Genomic DNA, 20,616 nt, shown 5'->3' on the forward strand with positions numbered 1-20,616 from the left:
TCCAGAATCCTCAGAAATACATCAATATCCTCCCATATGCTCTTATATACTTCCATATCCTTTCCTTTCAATACTCTCATTACAAAAAATGGAATCATCCCCCAAACGGCATGACCTTTATATTCAGAAGCGCTGCCACCAGCCGAAAGGACAACATCCATGAAAAGAAGGTACAATACCCTTTCATTGATATAGACACCTGCGCAAAAACATTTTGGCACCATCAGGAGGATGAAAATCTCTTTTTCCTGTTTGATAAACAGGGAATTTTCGAGATAAATGTACCTTTTCAGCTCATACAATCAGCGCTTGCACTAAATGATCAAATAAAAAGGCTGTCCCAAAAGGTTTCGCCTAGTGCTTTTTTGGGACAGCAAGATATTGGTTATCGTTGATTGATTTCTTCTAACAGCAACTTATTCACAAGCTGCGGATTCGCTTGTCCTTTTGTTGCCTTCATAATTTGGCCAACTAAGAAGCCAATGGCACGGTCTTTTCCATTTTTATAATCCTCAATGGACTGCGGGTTGGCATCAAGCACTTCCAGCACAATTTTGCGCAGCGTTCCCTCATCAGAAATTTGGACAAGCCCTTGTTCTTTGACGATTTTTTCTGGGTCGCCGCCTTTTTCAACAAGCTCTTTAAAGATTTTTTTAGCGATTTTCGATGAAATCGTGCCGTTTTGAATCAGCTTAATCATGCCTGCCAAGCTTTCTGGAGTAAGCGCAATGTCGTGAAGCTCTTTTTGTTCGGCGTTCAAATAGCCTGATACTTCTACCATGAGCCAGTTTGACGCTAATTTCGGATCAGCGCCATTCGCAACTGTCGCTTCGAAGAAATCGGCCATTTCTTTTGTGATCGTTAACACTTTCGCATCATACTCCGGTAGACCAAGCTCTTTAATATAACGAGCCTGACGAGCATCCGGCAACTCAGGAATCGAGGCGCGAACGCGCTCCTTCCATTCATCGTCAATATAAAGCATGACAAGATCTGGCTCTGGGAAGTAACGGTAGTCTTCAGATCCCTCTTTTGTGCGCATCAAAATAGTGGTTTTTGTCGCTTCATCGAAACGGCGCGTCTCTTGGTGAATGACGCCGCCAGAAAGCAGAATTTTTTCTTGGCGTTTCGCTTCATATTCCAATCCTTGACGCACAAAGTTAAACGAGTTTAAGTTTTTTAACTCGGTTTTGGTACCGAATTTGTCCGATCCGATCGGACGGAGCGAAATGTTCGCGTCGCAGCGAAGCGAGCCTTCTTCCATCTTACAATCAGATACGCCTGTATATTGAATAATCGATTTTAACTTTTCTAAATAGGCATACGCTTCTTCTGGAGAGCGAATGTCCGGTTCAGAAACAATCTCAATCAACGGCGTGCCCTGGCGGTTGAAGTCCACCAATGAATAGCCATCGCCTGTATGCGTCAGCTTTCCGGCATCCTCTTCTAAGTGAATGCGCGTAATCCCGATTTTTTTCTTTTTGCCGTTGACTTCAATTTCAATCCAGCCGTTCTGGCCAATTGGCTGATCGTATTGCGAAATTTGATACGCTTTCGGGTTGTCTGGATAAAAATAGTTTTTTCGGTCAAATTTCGTTTCCGTGGCAATTTCGCAATTTAATGCCATCGCCGCCTTCATCGCAAATTCAACCGCTTGTTTATTCAACACAGGGAGAACCCCTGGATAGCCTAAATCAATCACGCTCGTTTGTGTATTTGGGGGTGCTCCGAATGCGTTTGGACTGCTGGAAAAAATTTTCGATTTTGTTTTCAGTTCGACATGGACCTCAAGCCCGATGACAATTTCAAAATTCATCTTCATTTCCCCCCTTACAATACCGGTTTTTGTTTATGATAGTCCGTCGCTTGTTCAAATGCATGCGCAACGCGATAAATCGTGCTTTCATCAAAGTGCTTGCCGATGATTTGCAAGCCAACCGGAAGCCCGTTCACCAATCCGCATGGAATGGAAATGCCCGGAACGCCGGCAAGGTTAACTGGAATCGTTAAAATGTCATTCGCATACATGGTTAGCGGATCGCTCGTTTTTTCGCCGATTTTAAACGCTGGTGTCGGCGTTGTCGGACCAATGATGACATCATATTTTTCAAATACGTTTTCAAAATCCTGCTTAATTAATGTCCGCACTTTTTGCGCTTTTTTATAGTACGCATCATAATAGCCAGAGCTTAATGCAAACGTTCCAAGCATAATGCGGCGCTTCACTTCATTGCCGAAGCCTTCGCTGCGCGTCTGCTTGTACATATCAATTAAGTTTTTCGCATTATCCGTACGATAGCCGTAGCGGACGCCGTCAAAACGGGCAAGGTTCGCAGATGCTTCAGAAGAGGCAAGTAAATAATAAGTGGCCAATGCATATTTAGAATGCGGCAACGATACTTCCTCCCATGTTGCGCCAAGTCCTTCCAATACTTTTAATGCATGTAATACAGACTGGCGCACCTCCTCAGAGACACCTTCGCCTAAGTATTCTTTTGGCACGGCAATTTTTAGACCGCGAATATCGCCTGTTAATGCCGATACATAGTCTGGTACATCGACATTGGCTGATGTTGAATCCATTGGATCAAGCCCGGAAATCACCTGCAACAAATAAGCGTTGTCTTCAACGGTACGTGTAATTGGTCCAATTTGGTCCAACGAAGAAGCAAAAGCAACAAGACCAAAGCGCGATACCCGTCCATATGTAGGTTTTAAGCCGACGACACCACAAAACGCAGCCGGCTGGCGAATCGAACCACCTGTATCAGATCCTAGCGCAAATGGCACCTCTCCTGCCGCAACAGCCGCAGCCGAACCGCCGCTTGAGCCGCCAGGTACGCATTCGATATTCCATGGATTGCGTGTTAATTGAAAACCGGAGTTTTCCGTGGAAGATCCCATCGCAAACTCATCCATATTCAATTTTCCGACTGTCACGGCATCGGCTTCCTGCAAGCGCTGTACAACCGTCGCATCATAAATTGGATCAAAATTGTAAAGAATTTTGCTGGCGCACGTCGTACGAAGGCCTTTTGTCACGATGTTATCCTTCACACCGATCGGCATGCCAAAAAGCAAGCCGAATTCTTTTTCGGTTGCTAGCTTTTCATCTAATTCTTTTGCTTTCGCACGTGCACGCTCCTCATCAAGTGTTAAAAAGGCTTGTACCTTCTCTTCGACTTCATGAATCCGCTTAAAGGATTCGCTCACTAAATCGGAAACGGAAATTTCCTTTTTATGCAACAGGCTATGTAATTCAGACATTTTGTAATCAAACAGCGACATGCTCTTCCCTCCCTTATTCTAAAATCGCTGGCACCCGGAATTGTCCATCTTGCTGATCTGGTGCATTTTTCAACACGTCTTCAAGCGGAAGGCCTTGTGCCGGCACATCTTCACGCATCACATTTTTCATATTCAGCACATGCGACGTTGGCGGAACATTTTCCGTATCCAGTTCATTGAGCTGCTCTGCAAATGTAATGATCGCATCTAGCTGCTTCGTAAACATTTCGGCTTCCTCTTCAGTAATCGCTAAACGTGCCAAATGAGCTACGTGCTTAACTTGCTCGATCGAAATTCTTGACATTTTCGTTCACCTCCAACATTCTCGACCTTTCACAATACTATGATGATACCAAACTTTCACTGATTAAAGCAACATGCGCTACTGGATTTAAATGCTTGGTCTTTTTATCTTAACGAATCATTTGACGAGCGGATCCTCTCAATCATACAATGAAAACAATTTATATGGACCCATCCGTCATGATGGGAAAGCGGCCATGATGCTGTACCTGTCCTCCTATTTTTGATAGATTCACTTGACAGATTACCATTTTTTAGATATGAAGTTAGGACTGTGCTTCCACGGCCGATTTCGTTACAGGGATGTTGGACAAAAAAGCAAGGCATCAGACGCTTCCAAATGCGCCATTCATTCAGGCTTGATTTAAGCAACTATGCCACATGGTTGAAATGGCGCTTTGAAGCGTTGTCAAACTCCCTTTTCAGCTACTATTGGAAGATTCGCTCACATTTCAATCAATAGCGAACACGAATCAGGTGATTTTGGTAAAAATGATGAGAGGAGCAAGACTAATGAAATCGTTATTATGGAAGCGGCTCGCCGTTGCCGCCCGGAAAGAGCCGGCTGATCTCGTGGTCAAAAACGGGAAAATTATCAATGTATTCACTCATGAGATCGAAGAAGGAGATATCGCCATTGTTGACGGAATGATTGCAGGCATTGGACAATATGAGGGACATTCGATCATTGATGCCGGAGGAAAGTATGTTTGTCCGGGATTCATTGATGCGCATGTGCACATTGAATCTTCCATGGTCACCCCAAGCGAATTTGCTCAAGCCGTGATCCCTCACGGTGTGACAGCTGTGATCGCCGATCCTCATGAAATCGCCAACGTATCTGGAGTGGAAGGAATACAATTTATGCTGGACGATTCCAAGCATGTGCCGCTGGATGTTTATATCATGCTCCCTTCCTGTGTTCCAGCGACATCGTTTGAACATGCGGGAGCTGTATTGACCACGCAGGAGCTGGCTCCATTTCTCTCCGACTCTCGAGTTCTCGGATTGGCAGAAGTGATGGATTACCCGTCTCTTTTGCACGAGCGCTCACATATGCTCGATAAGCTCATCATGGCAGAAGAAGCGAACAAACGCATCGATGGGCATTTGGCCGGCTTGGATCATCAAGCGGTAAACGTGTACGCCAGCGCGGCCATAAAAACGGACCATGAATGTGCAACGGCCGCAGAAGCTTTAGAACGAATTCGCCGCGGCCTATATGTCATGATTCGCGAAGGATCCGTCGCTAAAGATTTGCTTCAGCTGATTCCGGCGGTTAACGTCCAAAATGCACGGCGATTTTTATTTTGCACAGATGATAAGCATTTAGATGAACTAATGGCCGAGGGAAGCATCGATCATAACATCCGCCTTGCTATACAGGCAGGAATCGATCCGATCACGGCCATTCAAATGGCGACACTTAATGTGGCTGAGTGCTATCGTTTAAATACAAAAGGAGCCATCGCTCCCGGATATGAAGCCGATTTTTTACTGATTGACGATTTGCGTTCACTGCAAATTTCACACGTTTATAAAAAAGGGGGGCTCGTGGCCGAAAACGGCAAAGCCGTCTTTTCCACATCAGCAGAAAAGAAAAATTTCGGAGACCGAATTCTCCAATCTGTTCACGCCCCCGTCATCACAGAAAGAGATCTGCAAATTCCTTTTTCAAAAGGGACGAAGGCCCATGTTATTGAAATTATTCCCAATCGCTTACAAACGAAGCATATGATCGAATCAGTCGATGTCCACCAAGGACGATTCGTCCCTTCCATAACAAAAGATTTATTGAAGCTTGTTGTTGTTGAACGGCATCAACAGCGCGGAATCGGACTTGGCATTGTGAAAGGGTTTCAACTGCAAAACGGCGCGATTGCTTCATCCATCGCCCACGATTCGCATAATCTTATCGCCGTCGGCACAAACGATCGCGATTTACTGCTGGCCATCGATCATATCAAGCAGCTTAACGGTGGACTCGTTGTCGTGAAAGACGGAGCAATCATAGCCGACCTGCCGCTTGAAGTTGGCGGTCTTATGACGACAAGAAGCTGCAGCGATGTGTGCGAAAACTTGCAAAAAATCAACGAGGCATTGATGGATATCGGGGCATCTCAAGCGTTTAATCCATTCATTACCCTCGCTTTTTTAGCCTTGCCAGTCATCCCAGAACTGAAATTGACGGACCAAGGACTGTTTGACGTACAGACCTTTCAATTTATTCCGGTAGAAGCATAAGTCGGATCCCCTCTTTCGGATGAAAGAGGGGATTTTTTACTTATTTATGTATGATTTTGGAAAATAAACAGAGCCAAACTAACAAAAATTCACAAAATCAAGCTTCATGTGGAAAAAGTCAATGGAAAATGATATTCTTAACCGTGTAGTTTTTTACAGCGCTAGCTTAGATAGACCAAACCCGTTTGTCCCTATAACGAAAAGCACATATTGATAACAAAGTGCTATTCGTGGCATATAAACCATAATAGAAAAGGAGTGAAAACATGAAGATCGCCGTACTCATTCCTTGCTATAACGAGGAACAGACCATTGGAAAAGTGATCTCAGATTTTCAAAGAGAATTACCAGAAGCCGATATTTACGTATATGACAACAACTCAAAGGACCGCACTTCAGAAGTTGCGTCCCAGCATGGCGCTATTGTTCGAAAAGAAACTCGCCAAGGAAAGGGACATGTCGTTCGTTCGATGTTTCGGGAGATTGATGCCGATATTTATGTCATGGTTGACGGCGATGACACATATCCGGCCGAATTTGTTCATCGGCTAATTGAACCGATTAAAAACAAAGAAGCCAATATGGTGATTGGTGACCGCTTGTCAAACGGCACCTACTTTCAGGAAAACAAACGACCTTTCCACAACTTTGGCAATAATTTGGTAAAAGGATTAATTAACTTCCTTTATAAAAGCGATATTAAAGATATCATGACTGGCTATCGCGCGTTTGATAAGTGGTTTGTCAAATCCATGCCCGTCATGAGCCCGGGATTTGAAATTGAAACGGAAATGAGCATCCATGCTCTTGATAAAAAGTTTTTAATTAAAGAGGTGCCGATCGATTATCGCGATCGTCCAGAAGGCAGCGAATCCAAGCTTAATACGTTCTCTGATGGATGGAAAGTGTTAAAAATGATTTTCACCTTATTTAAAGATTACAAACCATTCTTATTCTTTTCACTATGGGCGCTGTTATTTTTCATTCTTGGACTAGCCGCAGGGATTCCGGTTATCGTAGAGTTTGCCAAAACAAGCTTCATCACTCGTATCCCCTCGGCGATTTTAGCCGTTGGATTAATGATTTTTGCCTTGCTGTCTTTCGCATGTGGATTGATTTTAGATACCGTTGCCGCTGCACACCGAAAGCAGTATGAATTGGAGTTGAACCAAATTTATAAGCAAATGCGGAGGGAAGAAAATGACTACATCTCTTAATCGCTACGCTATAAGCGTAGCTGCCGCTTTGCTCAGCGGTATAGCAGTCATCTTTTTTTTCGCGCCGATTCGTGATGTTTCCTTGTTTGTTATCCTTTTGGTGATCGTATTGCTCGTTTGTTGCTATTATCGGCTTTTTTTTATGGCTTCGGCCCTTGCATCCTTTAACAAACGCAAAAAGCACATCACTATTGGGTTTACATTGGTCTTTTCATTCTTAGCCTTTCTTAGTTTAAAAGGGGAGCAATTTTATTTATCAGATAATTCTTGGTTGACGCGCGCATATGTATATATTGGTACTTATGCAACGATTTGCTCGCTCGTCCTATGGATCATTTTGTCGCTTGTAACTATTAAAATGAATGAAGTTCCTCGCTTTGTCAGCAAATGGAACATACTGAAATATGCTCTCCCTTCTCTAGTAGTTTGGACCTTTTATCTGTTGGCGATTTTTCCTGGAGGAATGACCGCTGACTCCATTTATCAATGGGAGCAAGCTCATACAGGAAAATTTAATGATTGGCATCCCTTAATGTATACATTTTTCATTATGATTCTAACAAAAATCTGGGACTCACCTGCCGTGATCGGCCTCTCGCAAATCATCATCATTTCGTTGATTTTTGGCTATTGCATGCGGCAATTTGAAAAAGCTGGGGTTAAACCATTTTTGCTTTGGATCATATCGATTATTTTTGCTTTAAGTCCTATTAATGGGATTTATTCTATCACCATATGGAAAGATGTTTTATATAGCACCTTTATTTTATTGTTTACTACGCTCGTTTTTAATCTTGTCATTACCAACGGAAAATGGATTAAACGCAACACCCATTTCTTTCTCTTTATCATGACAGCTCTAGGAGTGATTTTTTTCCGGCACAACGGTTTTGCCGTCTGTTTAGTCATGCTCGTGATCTTGCTTATTTGCTTCCGGGAAACCTGGAAGCAATGGGTCTTTTCCATTTTCTTTATCGTTGCAGCCCATTATATTGTCACCGGTCCTGTATTTACCTATCTGAAAGTTGTGCCAGCGGATCCAAACGAGGCATTAAGCATTCCGACGCAACAGCTCGCTCGTGTTGTTGCTTATAATGGGAACCTGACGGATGAACAAGCAGATTATTTAAATCAAATTTTACCTTTGGAGCTCTGGAAGAAAAACTATAATCCATACCTTACAGACCCCATTAAATTCGCCAAGCAATACAATCGAAGCGCGATTTTTCCTGACCACCTTTCTGATTATTTACGCACATGGTGGGATATTTGTATGCAAAATCCAAAGCTTGTGATACAAGCCGCGCTCAAGCAAACATCTCTTGTTTGGCAAATGAACCAGCCTAATGATGGGTATACATCGACGTTTGTCACCAATGTCTTTTACGGAAATAAGTTTGGTCTGAAAAACGAAATCATTTTCTCTCCGCTGACATTGGCAGTGAAAAAATATTTATCGATCTCTGACACAACATTCAAACCGTTGATTTGGCGGCCGGCCATCTATACCTTTTTCATTCTGCTATTCACATTTGTCGCCTTTTTACGAAACAATTGGAAAGCCTGGCTTGTGCCACTCATAGTTCTTTTAAATACCGGAACCGTATTAGCCGCTTTGCCAGCGCAAGATTTCCGTTATTTGTATTCTAATTCGTTAGTATTCTTTATTGCCTTTTTATTTGCCTTCGTTTCTTATAAAAAGAAGGAGATGAGGACATGAATCGGTTTGTTCAGTCCTTGCAAAAAAACAAAATCGGCATTTTATTCATTCTGATTGCCTCTGTCAGCACCGCCAGCGGACAGATGCTTTGGAAGCTATCGGACGGAAATTGGAACGTTTATCTGTTATTCGGGTTCTCCCTTTATTTTATTGGAGCTGTTTTAATGATCGTCGCTTTTCGCTTCGGAAGTCTTTCTGTGCTGCACCCTCTTCTCAGTATGGGATATGTGTTCGGTCTTCTGTTGGGAGTCGCCTTTCTTCATGAACCAATCACCACCATGAAAGTAATAGGGACTCTTCTCATTACGAGCGGCGCCATACTGATAGGAGGTGGCGATCATTAGTTCGTTTCTCTTGCTTTTAATCATGACCTTGTCCGGGGCGTTAGGAGGCTATTACTTTAAAAAAGCATCCAGCCAGCGCTTAGGATTCCAAGCAGCGTTTTTGCTCCCGTTATTCATTGGCGGTATGCTTTATGGGATAGGAGCCGTGCTTAATATTATCATTTTAAAGCAGCTCCCTTATACTATCGTGTTCCCTTTAACATCCATCACTTATATTTGGACGCTCGGTTTATCGTATGTTCTGTTAAAAGAACATATCACCCGCAAAAAAATGGCAGGGGTCTTGTTGATTTTAATCGGCTCCATTTTCCTTGTGTTATAAACGGCAAAAAGCTGCTTCAAGGGAGCAGCTTTTTGCCATTATCCTTCTATTCTCCTCTCCTTCCCCTATCTTCTACCGCAAAAATTCAACATTTATAGATTTCATAAAAAATGACATTTTTATAATTCTGTCAATCGGTGTATAATAGGATAATGGAAAATAAATACATGAATGACTGATTGAAGTAAGACCCCCTCTATTGATCGATGTCGCCATCACAAAGACATTGGATAGAGTCAGTGTTAGGAATGGATCAGCACATTCAACATCATATGATTACCTATTCTGAGGAGGAAATAATGTAATGAGCACGAGGATGATCATTTATATAGCTAGTATCCCGTTAGCCCTTTTTAGCAGTGTGGCCCTCATTTTCTTTTTTATCCCCATTCAAGATGCGCCACGGGCGACCGTTGCTTTTGTCACGACACTATTGACTTTCATCCATATTCATTTGCTGTTCTTAATGAAAGATGAATGGCGCCGCCTTTTAAAAAGACAACGGATAGCGATTATCGTCTTTACGCTTTTATTTTCATTCTTAGCCCTTCTTAGCATGAAAGGAGAACAAGATTTTTTGCTTGCCTACTCTTTTAAAACAAGAGCATATGTTTATGTCGGCACCTTTTTTTTCCTAAGTAGTCTTGTATTGTGGATTATTTTCTCCTCTCTAAAAATAGAGGTAAAACCAGCTGATCACTTAGCTTCAAGCAAATGGAGCTTATTCAAATACGCCGTTCCTTCCATCATCCTGTGGGGGGGATATGCACTGGCGATTTTCCCTGCCGCTATGACCTTTGATTCTGTTGATCAGTGGCACCAAGCTCATACCGGACATTTTAGCAATTGGCATCCGCTGATGTATACATTACTCATTATGGGACTAACGAAAATTTGGGACTCTCCCGCTATTGTTGCGCTATCGCAAATCATCATCATCTCACTCATCTTTGGATACTGTATGGCCCAATTCGAAAAAGCTGGCATTCGACGCTTTTGGCTTTGGATTGTATCGATTCTTTTTGCAATTAACCCTATTAACGGCATTTACTCTGTAACAATTTGGAAAGATATCCTATATAGTGCATTCATATTACTATTTAGTACGACTATCTTTCATTTAGTCATTACGAATGGAAAATGGCTAAACAGCAAGAAAAACACGTGGATTTTCTTTCTAGCCGCCTTCGGTGTTGTATTTTTCCGTCATAACGGCTTTCCGGTGTTCCTTGTCATGCTCATCGTTTTGCTTATGGTCTTCCGCCGTCAGTGGAAACCGCTGATGTTATCCGGGGGCTCTATTATCGCGTTTTACCTCATCTTTACAGGGCCTGTCTTTCATTATCTGAAGGTCGCACCTTCCGATCCAAACGAGGTTTTAAGCATTCCTACCCAACAAATAGCTAGAGTGATTGAGCAAGGTGGAAAACTAACAGAGGAACAGGCGCAATACTTAAATCAAATTTTGCCATTACCGTTGTGGAAGCAATATTATCATCCATACATCACCAATCGCATTAAATTTTCCAAGGAATATAATCGAAGTGCGATTTTTCCCGATCATCTTTCCACTTATATGCGGACATGGCTCGAAATTTGCGCACAAAATCCGAAAATAGCAAAGGAAGCTTTTTTAAAACAAACTTCTCTTGTCTGGCAAATGAATGAACCACAAGACGGCCATACGTATACATTTGTGACCAATGTTTGGCCTCACAACAGGGACGGGCTGAAAAGCCAAGTCATCGTTAAGCCTTTGACTGAATTCATCACTCAATATTTAAAAACATCGGATACAGATTTAAAACCATTTATTTGGCGGCCAGCCAACTACATGTTCCTGATCGTTTTGTTTACTTTTATTACAGCTTTGCGGAACGACTGGAAGGCTTGGTTAGTTCCTCTTGCGTTGTTTCTTAATATCGGAAGCATTTTTATCGCTCTGCCGGCTCAAGACTTTCGTTATTTATATGCCAATACACTCGTATTTTATCTTTCCGTTTTATTCATGTTCATACGTTATAAAGACAAGGAACCTTCGAAGCAGAGCTCTTGATTTCATTCACAGAGCTGGCTCTCAAAATTTCTTATTCCATGTGCATAAAAAACCTCTCCCCCCTTCACTTCGTGAAAGGAGGGAGAGGTTTCTGAATATGTTAAAGCGCCTTTTCCTGATGGAGCAATTGCTTCAAAAAGCTAATCAGCTCCCCGCGCAGTTCGTCCTTCTGCAGCGCGAATTCCACCGTCGTTTTTACAAATCCAAGCTTCTCGCCTACATCATAGCGCTTGCCCATAAAGCTGTATGCATATACAGGCTGTTTTTCATTTAATTTTTGGATCGCATCGGTCAGTTGAATTTCTCCTCCAGCCCCAATCTCCTGTTTTTCTAAAAACTCGAATATATCTGGCGTAAACACATAACGACCCATAATCGCTAAATTGGATGGAGCTGTACCTAACGGCGGCTTTTCAACAAACTGCTTTACTTGATAAAGCTCTCCCATTTTCTTTAGCGGTTCGATAATTCCATAACGGTTTGTTTCATCGTCCGGCACGGGTTGAACACCAATCACTGAGCATTGAGTATGCTCAAATTGTTCAATCAATTGGCTTAAACAAGGTTTTTCCGCTTGGACGATATCATCTCCCAATAACACCGCGAACGGTTCATCGCCAATAAACTTGCGGGCACACCATACCGCATGGCCCAATCCTTTTGGGGATTTTTGGCGAATATAATGAATATCCACTAAATTAGCGGAGTGGCGCACCTCTTCCAATAAATCGTACTTTTTCTTTTCCATTAAATTTTGCTCCAGCTCTGGCGCATTATCAAAATGGTCTTCAATGGCACGCTTTCCTTTTCCCGTTACAATGATAATATCTTCAATGCCGGAAGCGATCGCTTCTTCAACAATATACTGAATGGTCGGCTTATCCACAATCGGAAGCATTTCCTTGGGCATCGCCTTAGTAGCTGGTAGAAAACGAGTGCCCAAACCGGCAGCAGGAATAATCGCCTTTCTAACCTTTTTCATGCTAAACTCTCCTTTATCATCCAATTCCTTATTAATTATATATGACTAAAAATGGATAAACAATAAATCAGGAATGAATAGTATATTACACAATTAGAAAAAATAAACTGCTTTCCCAAAAAAACAAGGTTATCTGTTTGATTGGGTCATCCACACACTAACAGATAAACGCTTTCCGCATCAAAACCCTTTTTAACATACGAAAACATGTACTTCCCTGACATAACAAAATTCCTCGTTAATACATGGAATCTCGTTCATAATATGTATAAAAATACTATTGAAACAAATCATTTATAAGATTATATTTATAATATGGTTGAATCTATCATTATTACCATATATCGTAATGGCACAAACGGCAAAAGAATTCAAGTCGACCTCTATTGATCGATCAGGAAAGGTTGAATGAATTGTTTACTCCAAAAAAGCAACCCATTTTTTAACAATATGGAAACTTGCCTTGAACCAACGAAAAACACCCTAAATTTCATATCGATACAAATGATGGGTTCAAATGGAAAACCGATAGAAACGAACTCGTTCAACCGTTTGAAAATGATGAGGCCATATTAGAAAATCAATCTGTATTGAATCCGTTCACTCCGTGAAAGTATACATACGCACCTTTAAGCAAAACAAATGGAATAAGGCGATTCATCATAGGCTGGCAATGGAGAATGAAAGCCGATATTTGCCGTTCTCCCCCTATCAGTCAATCAAATTAGGAAAGGAGGTGATCATGACATGCGGCGCATCTTCCTCTTTATCTTTTCATGCTTAGCTGCTTTTTTGGTTTTATTCACTCATAAAGCAACTGCCGACGGACAAAAAATGTATATTAAAGCGATACAGTCACGCGTTCCACTGCTTGACAACAGCACAGGCTCATTACTTGAAGTAGGCTATATGGAAAAAGGAGATATATTAAAAATCTATGCAGATGCAGGGAAAAATTGGTGGAAAATAAAATTTGGCAATAGCTATGCTTATGTGTATAAGGGTGCTGTTCATCCCTTTCGCAGCCAAACGGTTTCAGGAGAAAATGCAAAAAATCTAAAAAACGCAAACCGCACGATTTTAATCAATAAAAATGAACGCGTTTATGATAATAGCAAGGGCAAACTGATTCCTTTCGTCACGATCAAAGGCAATATGCGTTATCCGATTATAAAAAAAATCAATCATTGGTACCAACTTGATGTCGGCGGACGAATCGGATATTTACATGATTCAAAAGCTAAGTGGGATAATGGTGTCCCTGTCCTTATGTATCATCATATTTTAAAGCCAGCAGAAAATAAAAATTATCGCAATGTATCGACGACTATTTCGGATCTTCAGTTTAACCAACAGATGAATTGGCTGAAAACTCATGGGTACGAGGCGATTACGCTGGAGCGCTTAGAAAATTACGTAAAAGGAACGGCCAATCTCCCGGCCAAAGCGGTTGTCATTACCTTTGACGACGGTTTAAAAACGAGTTTTTTGTATGCTTATCCTGTATTAAAATCGTACGGATTTAAAGCAGCTAATTTTGTCATCACGAGCAGAATGACGAAAACACCGCAGCCATTTAACCCAGATAAGCTGCAATTTTTAAGTCAAACGGAAATGAACAGCATGAAGGATGTATTTACATTTGAATCCCATACCCATCAGCTACATCATTTAAACGGCAACAAAAGTGATGTGATCACAAAGCCTTATGCAACCGTCAAAGCGGACATTAAACAAAGCATAAGCATACTGGGAGGAAGCAAATATTTCGCCTATCCGTTCGGCCAATACAATGCTAATACAATAAAGCTATTAAAAGAATTAAATATTCATATGGCCGTGACAACCAAACCAGGGAAAGTCCAGGTTGGCGATGCATTGCTGGAAATTAAGCGACTTGGTGTAGAGCCAAATTGTACGTTAAATCAATTTGCTAAAATGGTGGAAAACTAAACAAACTAAACCGAGGCAGATTCATATGTAAAGGAGGAATCTGCCTCGGTGAACGTTTGCGATCGGCAATGACTATGATAACCAAAGCAACCGATACGGCGCTTCTAAATAAGTCTTCACGGTGCGGAGAAAATCGCTCGCTGGAGCTCCATCAATGATTTGGTGGTCAAACGTCAAGCTGAGTGGCAATCGTTTTCTGCGTTGAATGTCCTCCCCGATAAAAACAGGGACATCGGTTGCCGTCCCTACCCCAAGAATCCCTACCTCTGGAGGATTGAGCACCGGCGTAAAAAATTCGACTCCATAAGCACCAAGACTAGTAATGGTAAAGGTCGATCCTGTCATCTCTTCACTGTTTAAAGCCCCTTCACGCGCCTTTTTACTGAACGTCTTGATTTGCTGTGAAATTTCTCTTAAAGAAAGAGATTCGGCATGTTTGACGACGGGAACAACAAGGCCGTTTTCCAACGCAACGGCTATCCCTAAATGGACCGCATCATACGTTTGAATCTGTCCATTTTGATAATGGCTGTTTATTTGTTTATGTTGAAGCAACGATAAAACGACAGCACGGGCAATAAAGTCCGTGATCGTCAGTTTTCCGATCGCTTCATCCTGTCTCAGCTTTTCCTGCAGCTCCAACAAATGAGTGACATCCGCGTTCATATGAATGGTCAACTGCGCCGTTTGCTGCAGGCTAGCAAACATTCTTGAGGCAATAGTTTTGCGCATACCCGTCATCGGTTTGACCGTCACACCGCTTGGCTCAACTTCAACATTCGTTTGAGGCTTTGGCTGCTTTTCTGCAACAGAAGGGGCAGGAGCCTGCGCCATTTGTATGGCTTTTTCAATATCAGCTCTTGTTATCCTTCCCCTTGGGCCAGAACCGGAAATTTTGCTTAAATCAATCCCCGCTTCGCGAGCGAGCTTCCTCGCCGCAGGCGAAACACGGGCCATCATCTGCGGAGCGGGCTTTGTCTCTTCAGCCGCGATCGCTGCCGCCGCTTCCTGCCGCGCTGTTTGGCTTCCAGCGCTGATCACCTGTTCTTCTGTCTTGACAGCTTCTCTTCCTTCCGCTTCATTCATGCTTTCTCCTTCTTGACCGATATAGCCGATGGCTTGCCCTACTGCAACCGTTTCGTCTTGCGCCACCATAATCTTCAATAGCACTCCATCCTGAGGGGCTTCAATATCCTTTTCAATTTTTTCCGAACTGATGACCGCAATCGACTCACCTTTTTTAATCGTGTCTCCTTCTTTTTTGAGCCACTCGACTACCGTTCCTTCCTCCATGCTCATTCCTAGCTTTGGCATAATGATTTCAACCGCCATGATTTCCCTCTCCTTTTCCGATGAATACAAGGAATGAAAAATGCTGCAATCAATGTAGGCAGCATGCTTCTGAGCGTCCATGTTGCCAGCCTCTCTTGTGAACCACCCGCCACGCCGCCGTTTAGAGGAGCGGGCTTCAAGCGACTTGTGCGTGTTCGCTGAACGGTAAGCCCCACACAAGAACCCTTTACGCTTCCCTTCGTTCCGAAGGGGTCCGTTCGAACGATAGAGTATCCTATCCGTTGGCGGATCGCCGACCGAAATTCATCTCCCCCTACTCACTGGGCTGTCACCCTTCATGGTCCTCGAGGATGGGGGACTTCTTTTGGAAAGCTGTTAAATCGCTCATTATACTAGCGCCCTATATTCACTCTTATCTTTTTAAGAAAATGTCAGCTGCTGGACTCCAGCTGAATGAATGCCCTATGGATTCACGCTCTAAGAAAGAAAGGCGCATGCCAGCTGATTGAAATAAAACAAAGTTTTACTATGGCCCGCACGATCCGCGTCTGCTTCACACGGTTACAATCGTTTCATCGCCGATAATTTCAGCTGCTGCCCGCAACACTTTTTCCGGAGTTGGCAAATACAGGTCCTCCAATGCCGGAGAAAATGGAACCGGGCAATGCGGAGCGGTAATCATTTTGATCGGCGCGTCTAAATAATCAAATCCTTTATCGGCCACGAGCGCGGAAATATCCGTAGCAGCGCTGCAGCGCGGATTTGCTTCATCGATGACAATAAGCCGGCCCGTCTTCTCCACAGAAGCTAAAATCGTCTCCTCATCAAGCGGGGATAGCGTTCTTGGATCGACGACTTCTGTTTCAATTCCTCTCTCTTTTAATAATTCTGCCGCCTTTAACGCGGTATGCACCTGTTTTCCGATTGCGACAATCGTCAAATCGCTGCCTTGCCGTTTAATATCGGCCTTTCCAAGCGGAATCGTATAAAACTCCTCGTCTACTTCTCCTTTCATGTTATAAAGTGTTTTATCCTCAAAAAAGATCACAGGATCATCATCAAAAATCGAAGCGAGCAAGAGCCCTTTTGCGTCAGATGGAGTCGATGGCACAACCACCTTTAAACCTGGTATGTGGGTAAATAACGCATAAAGGCTTTGCGAATGCTGGGCCGCCGCCCGAAACCCTGCACCATGCATCGTCCGCACAGTGAGCGGCACCTTCGCCTTTCCGCCAAACATATAGCGCAGCTTTGCTCCCTGATTCATCACCTCGTCCAAACAACTGCCGATAAAGTCATTAAACATTAATTCAGCGATTGGCCGCATTCCAGTGGCCGCCGCCGTGACAGCCGCTCCCATATATCCCGCTTCAGCAATCGGCGTATCAAGTACTCGTTCTCTCCCAAACTCCTGCACAAGTCCTTTCGTGACTCCCATCACTCCTCCCCATGCTTCGTCATCCTGCAAATGGTCGACTGTCGCCCCGCCGGCGACATCCTCTCCGAGCAAAATGACATTCGGATCTTTTCGCATCGCCAGCTTCATCGCCTCATTGACCGCTTCTGAGAAAGAAATTTTTCTTGTCATCTTTCGCTCCCCCTCACTTTTTCATTAATAGGATACATATACATCCCGCAAAAGCTCCTCTTCGGTCGGAAACGGACTATTCTCCGCAAACTCGACAGCCTTCTCAATCGCTTCTGCCACATTTTGTTCGATATGCATTAGCTCCTGCTCAGAGACAAGTCCACTCGCCAGCAAATGCTTGCGGAATCTGACAATCGCATCAAGCTCCTGCAAATGCTTCTGCTTTTCTTCTGATGATTTGTATGTTTGCGCATCTCCCTCGAAATGTCCGTAGTTTCGATAAGTTTTACACTCCATCAGCGTCGGGCCTTGTCCGTTTCTTGCTCGCTCAATCGCCCTTTCCGCCGCTTCATAAACAGCGACCACATCCTTGCCGTCCACAATTTCTCCCGGAATATTATAAGCAGCCGCACGATCGGCAATATTTCGGCAGCTGGAAGCATATTCAAAAGGAGTAGCTTCCGCGTATCCATTATTTTCGGCCACAAAAATGACTGGTAGCTTCCAAATCGCCGCAAGATTGATCCCTTCATGAAACGTTCCATGGTTGTTGGCGCCATCTCCGAAAAAGCAAACGGCCACTCCGCCCGTTTTCTTTAACTTCGCCGTCAATCCGGCACCAACAGCGAGAGGAAAGCCTCCTCCAACGATTCCATTGGCACCAAGCATTCCTTTTTCCACATCGGCAATATGCATCGATCCGCCTTTTCCTTTACATAGCCCTGTCGCCTTTCCATAAATTTCAGACATCATTCCATTTAAGTCACATTCCTTTGCAATGCAATGACCGTGCCCTCTGTGTGTGCTCGTAATATAGTCTTTTTCGCTTAAATGGGCGCAAATTCCGACTGCCACCGCCTCCTCGCCAGCATACAAATGAACAAAACCAGGCAAAACACCTTTGCTAAAAATTTCATGCACTTTGTCCTCAAACTGGCGAATTTCATTCATTTTTTGATACATCCACTTCGCTTTTTCTTGAGTGATGCTTTTCGTTTGTGATTTTGCGATTGTCATCATGCTCCCTCCTATTCGATTCATTTCACTTTTATATATTGCAAGTATCGTGCCAGCAAAAAAGCGCTTACAAAATCAATCCTTTTGCAAGCGCCTGATACACCAAAGCGACATTGTTTCTCATTTTGTTTCATACTGTATCATTTTGTTTCATTTTTGTTCATTGGCGAACCTTTTCCCTTTTGCGCAAAACGCGGAGAAACGGAACACTTTTCTAGGATGTTCTACATGAGCTGGTATTTTTTCAGTTTACGATAAAGGGTGCTTCGCGAAATATTAAGCGTAGCCGCTGCTTTGCTGACATTTCCGTTCGTGATCTGCAATACGTTCATCATTCGTTCTTTTTCGATCTTCTCTCTGTAAGATAGTGCTTGATTCTGCTCCGCTTTTTCCTTATTTTGATTCCAAGCCACAAGCATCGACTGAAGCTGAGAAACCGCTGGGAGATGCGTCCCATATTCCACGCGGATTCTTTCCAAAACATTCAATAATTCACGGATATTTCCGGGCCAGTGATAATTCATCAATAATTGCAGCAGCTGATCTGAAAAGGTTACCGCCCAATGGTGTTTTTGACAGTAATGCTCAATAAAAAAAGGAATATCTTCTTTTCTCTCTCTGAGCGGCGGTACATGAATGGGGTACACATAAATTCGGTAGAACAAATCCTCCCTAAGTTTTCCTTCCTGCACTAGCTTGTATAAGTCGCGATGAGTGGCCGTAATGATCCTCACATCAACCGGAATGGCTTTATCGCCCCCAATAGGTACCACCTCACGCTCTTGAAGCACCCTTAAAAGCGCTACTTGCATCTCTGGAGGGATCTCGCCCATTTCATCAAGAAACAAAGTTCCACCATTCGCCTGCACAAATTTCCCCTTATGTCCTGTCCGCTTGGCCCCTGTAAACGCTCCTTCTGCATAGCCAAACAATTCACTGCCAATCAGCTCTTTTGGAATGGCGCCGCAGTTGACCGCCACAAACGGTTTGTTTTTCCGGTTGCTATTTTGATGAATAAAGCGGGCTAACATTTCCTTTCCGGTACCAGTTTCTCCCGTCATATAAACCGTGGTCTCTGTTTTTGCTGCTTTTTCGCAGCTTTGCAAAACATGGGCAAACACCTCGCTTTTTCCCGCAACACCATCAAAATGAAAGGATGGCGCAGAGAAGTGAAAGGTTTGTGGATAAACGGCGGTTCTCTGAAGCGTCACCTCATAGCCGATCAACTCACCATCAACGGCAGAGTGAATCGGTTTTTTTGTTTGAATTCTCCATTTTTGTTCGCAAAGGGATTCCAGTGGCTGATCGGTTAAATTAGGCAAGAAAGCGCGCAACCCATGGTTCATCCATACCGTTTTTTCATGACAATCGCAGATGACAACCGGAGAATGAGGATTGGGAATGTGATGTGTATACTTAAATAGTTCTAATAGATCTTCTTTCTTTTGTAGCTGAAATCGCTGTTCGATGGTATAAGCGGCGGCAACAACAGTGGCTAAAGCATGGTCTTGAAGCAGAGAGCTGTTGATGGGGCAAGAAAGATCAATCGCTCCAACTAATTCTTTCTTTTCATTATAGATAGGCGTAGCTGAACATATCCATTGCTGGGAAGCGACTGAGTAGTGCTCATCGCCGACAACGGTGATCGGCTCCTGAATTCTTAGCGCTGTGCCAATCGCATTTGTTCCAACCTCATCCTCGGTCCATTTCACTCCTTCTGTAAAACGAATCGCTTTAGCTTTCTTGATCGCTTGCTGATGTCCATTCGCGTATAAAACATATCCATCGCGATCAATTAACAACAAAAGCGATTTTGTCTCCTGAATCAGCTTCTGTAGCTTTTCTAAAACGGGAACTGCCAGCTGCAGCAATCGCCGATTTTTTTGCTTCCGCTCCAGCAATAAAGGCGGTTCCAGCACAACTTTCCCCTTTCCATCATATGGATTGACATTATAGCGGCGGCAAAGCTGCCATGATTCTTCAATTCTGTGATGGATTCTTCCTTGATCCAATATTCCTTCTCGTATAAAACGCTGCCAAACCTCCCTTTTGGACAGATCTACCATACCCATCCTATGCCCTCCTCTCTATCGGATTCATACTATACTACATTCGCTTTTGTTACAAAAATTCCTCTTTGTGAACCCTTTCTATGCGAATGGCCAATCCGCCGAGACGCCAGCGGAGTATAGAAAAAGGAGGCATTGGCGCTTTTTCCTTCTTATTTTTATAATAAATACAAGCTGATTTCATCATGCAGCCATATGACCAAAGCATCACTTCGGCGAT

Annotated in this window: 15 protein-coding genes; 7 read left to right on the forward strand and 8 right to left on the reverse strand. The window is 43.2% G+C overall.

Going from position 1 to position 20,616, the window contains the following annotated elements; translation table 11 throughout:
- Positions 1-385: 385 nt before the first annotated feature.
- Genes gatB through gatC form a run of 3 tightly spaced genes read right to left on the reverse strand, consistent with a single transcriptional unit; the run spans position 386 to position 3,592 of the window.
- Positions 386-1,816, reverse strand: a complete 1,431-nt coding sequence (gene gatB, locus GFC28_RS10850; RefSeq protein WP_044741363.1) for an Asp-tRNA(Asn)/Glu-tRNA(Gln) amidotransferase subunit GatB — start codon at positions 1,814-1,816, stop codon at positions 386-388.
- Between the two features lie 14 nt (positions 1,817-1,830).
- On the reverse strand, positions 1,831-3,288 hold the full coding sequence (gene gatA, locus GFC28_RS10855) for an Asp-tRNA(Asn)/Glu-tRNA(Gln) amidotransferase subunit GatA (RefSeq protein ID WP_044741362.1): 1,458 nt from the start codon (positions 3,286-3,288) through the stop codon (positions 1,831-1,833).
- A 13-nt stretch (positions 3,289-3,301) separates the two neighbouring features.
- Positions 3,302-3,592 (reverse strand): Asp-tRNA(Asn)/Glu-tRNA(Gln) amidotransferase subunit GatC, encoded by a 291-nt coding sequence (gene gatC / locus GFC28_RS10860; RefSeq protein ID WP_044741361.1) that lies wholly within the window; start codon positions 3,590-3,592, stop codon positions 3,302-3,304.
- A 512-nt stretch (positions 3,593-4,104) separates the two neighbouring features.
- Here gatC and ade point away from each other — a divergent pair.
- From ade to GFC28_RS10890, 6 genes are all read left to right on the forward strand, one after another.
- Positions 4,105-5,835 carry an adenine deaminase gene (gene ade, locus GFC28_RS10865; RefSeq protein ID WP_044741360.1) on the forward strand — a complete coding sequence of 577 codons (1,731 nt, stop codon included), beginning with the start codon at positions 4,105-4,107 and terminating at the stop codon, positions 5,833-5,835.
- Between the two features lie 266 nt (positions 5,836-6,101).
- Positions 6,102-7,052: a DPM/DPG synthase family glycosyltransferase gene (locus tag GFC28_RS10870; RefSeq protein ID WP_044741359.1), complete on the forward strand. Its 951-nt coding sequence runs from the start codon at positions 6,102-6,104 to the stop codon at positions 7,050-7,052.
- Positions 7,036-8,772 carry a DUF6020 family protein gene (locus tag GFC28_RS10875; RefSeq protein ID WP_044741358.1) on the forward strand — a complete coding sequence of 579 codons (1,737 nt, stop codon included), beginning with the start codon at positions 7,036-7,038 and terminating at the stop codon, positions 8,770-8,772. The genes GFC28_RS10870 and GFC28_RS10875 overlap by 17 nt, the downstream gene beginning before the upstream one ends.
- Positions 8,769-9,116 carry an EamA family transporter gene (locus GFC28_RS10880; protein WP_044741357.1) on the forward strand — a complete coding sequence of 116 codons (348 nt, stop codon included), beginning with the start codon at positions 8,769-8,771 and terminating at the stop codon, positions 9,114-9,116. The genes GFC28_RS10875 and GFC28_RS10880 overlap by 4 nt, the downstream gene beginning before the upstream one ends.
- Complete coding sequence (locus GFC28_RS10885) at positions 9,103-9,438, forward strand: EamA family transporter (protein ID WP_311975581.1); 336 nt, start codon at positions 9,103-9,105, stop codon at positions 9,436-9,438. Before GFC28_RS10880 ends, GFC28_RS10885 begins: the two co-directional genes overlap by 14 nt.
- 304 nt (positions 9,439-9,742) lie before the next feature.
- Positions 9,743-11,494 (forward strand): DUF6020 family protein, encoded by a 1,752-nt coding sequence (locus GFC28_RS10890; RefSeq protein ID WP_231883410.1) that lies wholly within the window; start codon positions 9,743-9,745, stop codon positions 11,492-11,494.
- Between the two features lie 100 nt (positions 11,495-11,594).
- Here GFC28_RS10890 and galU read toward each other — a convergent pair whose 3' ends face one another.
- Positions 11,595-12,476: a UTP--glucose-1-phosphate uridylyltransferase GalU gene (gene galU, locus GFC28_RS10895; RefSeq protein WP_044741356.1), complete on the reverse strand. Its 882-nt coding sequence runs from the start codon at positions 12,474-12,476 to the stop codon at positions 11,595-11,597.
- A 747-nt stretch (positions 12,477-13,223) separates the two neighbouring features.
- Between galU and GFC28_RS10900 the strand changes: the two genes are divergently transcribed.
- A complete protein-coding gene (locus GFC28_RS10900; protein ID WP_044741355.1) occupies positions 13,224-14,429 on the forward strand; it encodes a polysaccharide deacetylase family protein in 1,206 nt (401 codons plus the stop codon).
- A gap of 72 nt (positions 14,430-14,501) precedes the next feature.
- Here the strand turns inward: GFC28_RS10900 and GFC28_RS10905 are convergent, their stop codons facing one another.
- The 4 genes from GFC28_RS10905 to GFC28_RS10920 form a co-directional block, all read right to left on the reverse strand.
- A complete protein-coding gene (locus tag GFC28_RS10905) occupies positions 14,502-15,761 on the reverse strand; it encodes a dihydrolipoamide acetyltransferase family protein (RefSeq protein WP_044741393.1) in 1,260 nt (419 codons plus the stop codon).
- Positions 15,762-16,275: 514 nt separating this feature from the next.
- The gene (locus GFC28_RS10910; protein WP_044741354.1) at positions 16,276-17,310 is read right to left on the reverse strand and encodes an alpha-ketoacid dehydrogenase subunit beta; all 1,035 of its coding nucleotides are present in this window, start codon (positions 17,308-17,310) and stop codon (positions 16,276-16,278) included.
- A 24-nt stretch (positions 17,311-17,334) separates the two neighbouring features.
- Positions 17,335-18,330: a thiamine pyrophosphate-dependent dehydrogenase E1 component subunit alpha gene (locus GFC28_RS10915; RefSeq protein WP_044741353.1), complete on the reverse strand. Its 996-nt coding sequence runs from the start codon at positions 18,328-18,330 to the stop codon at positions 17,335-17,337.
- Between the two features lie 221 nt (positions 18,331-18,551).
- Complete coding sequence (locus tag GFC28_RS10920; protein WP_044741352.1) at positions 18,552-20,399, reverse strand: sigma-54-dependent Fis family transcriptional regulator; 1,848 nt, start codon at positions 20,397-20,399, stop codon at positions 18,552-18,554.
- Positions 20,400-20,616 lie beyond the last annotated feature (217 nt).

The sequence above is a fragment of the Anoxybacillus sp. B2M1 genome (genome assembly GCF_001634265.1).
GTDB lineage: Bacteria > Bacillota > Bacilli > Bacillales > Anoxybacillaceae > Anoxybacteroides > Anoxybacteroides rupiense.